The organism is Catellatospora sp. NPDC049609 (assembly GCF_040675365.1).
Classification (GTDB): Bacteria; Actinomycetota; Actinomycetes; order Mycobacteriales; family Micromonosporaceae; genus Catellatospora.
The window spans coordinates 1-2,783 of the sequence record NZ_JBFAOU010000391.1; the positions used below are offsets into that span (position 1 = coordinate 1).

Below are 2,783 nucleotides of genomic sequence, written 5' to 3' on the forward strand. Positions count from 1 at the left end.
GACGGCGGCGGGCTGGACGGCGGCGGGGTGGTGCCGACGGGCACGAGCTGCCACTGCTGGTTGTTGCCGCCCCAGTCGTCGTACTGGACGATGTTGGCGCCGTCGGCGGTGGACGCGCCCTGGACTTCGAGGGCCTTGTTGCTGTGCCGGCTGATCAGCCGGACGTAGCCGCCGGCGGAGTCGGCCAGGCGCCACTGCTGGTTGTTGGTGTTGTTGTCGGTCCACTGGACGATGGCGGCGCCGTTGGCGGTGGAGTTGTTGGAGACGTCGAGGACCTTGCCGGAGTGGCGGGACTTGAGGCGGTAGTAGCCGCCGCCGGAGTCGACGAACTGCCACTGCTGGTTGTTGGCGGTGCCGGTGGTCCACTGGGTGATGCGGCCGCCGTCGGCGGTGGAGAAGTTGTACACGTCCAGCGCCTTGCCGCTGTTGCGGTTGACCAGCGTGTACCACGCGCTGGTGTCGATCGACGTCGGCGAGGACGGCGCGGGGCTGGACGGACCCGGGCTGGACGGTGGGGTGCTGTTGAGGGCGTTGAGGGTCGAGGTGTAGGCGGCCTTCTTGTTGCCGGAGGAGTCGAACAGCAGCGGGTTCTGGCCGGTGCGCCAGGAGTCGCTGTCGCGGATGCCCCACACGGTGATGCCGTTGCAGCGGGCGACGGCCAGGCAGGCGCGGGTGACGGTGTCATACACGGCGGCCTGGTTGGAGCCGGAGATGTCGAGCTCGGTGATCTGCACGTCGACGCCGAGGTTGGCGAAGCGCTGCAGGTTGGCCTGGTAGTCCGAGGGCACCGAGTTGCTCAGGTGGGACTGGAAGCCGACGCAGTCGATGGGCACGCCGCGGGCCTTGAAGTCCTGGACCATGTTGTAGATGCCGGTGGACTTGGCGTTGATCCCGTCGGTGTTGTAGTCGTTGTAGCAGAGCTTCGCGCCGGGGTCGGCGGCTCGGGCGGCGCGGAAGGCGGCCTCGATCCAGTCGTTGCCGGTCCGCTGCAGGTTGGAGTCGCGCCGCGCGCCGGAGGTGCCGTCGGCGTACGCCTCGTTCACCACGTCCCACGAGTGGATCTTTCCGCGGTACTTGGTCGCGACCTGCGTCACATGGTTGATCGCCGCCGAGCGCAGCGCGCTGCCGGACATGTTCTGCGCCCAGCCGGGCTGCTGCTGGTGCCAGAGCAGGGCGTGGCCGCGGATGCTCATCCCCCGGCTCTGGGCGTGATTGACGATGCGGTCGGCGTTGGTGTAGGTGAAGTTGTTCTGGGACGGCTCGGTGGCGTCCCACTTCATCTCGTTCTCGGCGGTCACCGAGTTGAACTCGCGGTTGAGGATGTTGACGTAGGTCGAGTCGCTGAGCTTGAACGCGGCGACCGCGGTGCCGAAGTAGCGGCCGCGTTCGGCGGCGGAGGTGCCGAGGGTGGTGCCCGCGCTGGCGGAGTTCGCCAGGGCGATCGTGGTCAGCGCGGTGGCGGCCACGAGCATCGTGGCTGTCAGCGCCGCGCGGAACGTGCGGGTTCGTTTCATTGCCGTCTCCTGGGAGCGGTGGACAGGTCCGTGGAGCCGCCGGGCAGGTGCCCGACGGTGCGGTAGGGGCGCTGCAGACCGGTCCGGGTGGGCATGGGCGTGCCCGCCGACCGGAGTGGTGCTGCCGGCCGTCTCGCCGTCGTCGACGGCGGGCGGTCGGTGCGGGGACCGCTGGTGCGGTCGCCCGCTCTGCCGGGTCCGCCGGGCGCGGTGAGTGCCCGGCGGACCCGGCAGAGGGATCGGGTCACGGCATCAGCGCTGCAGGGTCAGCAGGCCGGGCCGGTAGGGCAGCAGGCCGTAGTCGCCGCCGGAGCTGGGCGAGCGGCCCTGGTAGAGCAGCTGCAGGTTGCAGGGGTCGATGGTCATGGTCTGGTCGGCGTTGGTGCGGATCAGCTCGCCGTGGCTGATGTCGTTGGTCCAGGTGGCGCCGCTGTTGGCCTTGCCCGCGAACGGGTTGCTCTCGCTGGCGGCCTGCGGGGTCCACGACCCGCCCAGGCTGCTGGAGGTGAACGAGCGGAAGTAGCGGCCCTGCGACCCGATCGCCTCGACGATCATGAGGTACTGGTTCTGGCCCGCGACCTTGTAGACCTGGACGGCCTCGAACAGGTTGTTGGTGGTGTCGCTCATGATCACGGTGGAGGTGGAGCCGAAGCTGCCGGGGAAGTTGCCGATGGGCATGCTGGCCCGGTAGATCTTGCCGTTGTCACCGGCGAAGAACAGGTACATGTTGGTGCTGTCACCGATGACGGCCTGGTCGATCGGGCCGGTCTGGGAGCCGGAGATGCTCCCGGAGAACAGGGTCTGCGGGGCGGACCAGCCGTTGGGGTTGGTGGGGTCGCTGGAGGTGCGGTAGGAGAACGCCGGGCCGCCCCACTGGTAGGCCAGGACCCAGATGTTGCGGGGGGCGAAGTAGAACAGCGACGGCGCGACGGTGCCGGAGTTCATGGTGTTCTGGCTGGCCGAGGCCATCTCGGACCAGTTGGTGAAGAGGCTGAAGTTCATCGAGCCCCAGCTGGATCCGAAGTCGTGGGTGGTGGCGTAGACCAGGTGCCGGCCGTTGTAGGGGGCCGTGGTGAAGTCCTTGAGCGACACCCAGCCCGACTTCGGCTGGGCGAGCGGGCCGGTCGACGTCCACCGGTAGCTCGACGGCAGCGAGCACTGGCCGGGCGGGTTCGACGGCGGCGGGCTGGACGGCGGCGGGGTGGTGCCGACGGGCACGAGCTGCCACTGCTGGTTGTTGCCGCCCCAGTCGTCGTACTGGACGATGTT

General features: G+C 69.1%; 2 protein-coding genes. Both read right to left on the minus strand.

Translation table 11 applies throughout. The features are described from left to right. On the minus strand, window positions 1-1,472 hold a 1,472-nt coding region (locus tag AB0J67_RS40440), incomplete at its 3' end, for an endo-1,4-beta-xylanase (protein ID WP_363491018.1). Window positions 1,473-1,766: 294 nt separating this feature from the next. Further along, window positions 1,767-2,783 (minus strand): non-reducing end alpha-L-arabinofuranosidase family hydrolase (locus AB0J67_RS40445; RefSeq protein WP_363491016.1); only part of this gene is annotated, 1,017 nt, incomplete at its 5' end.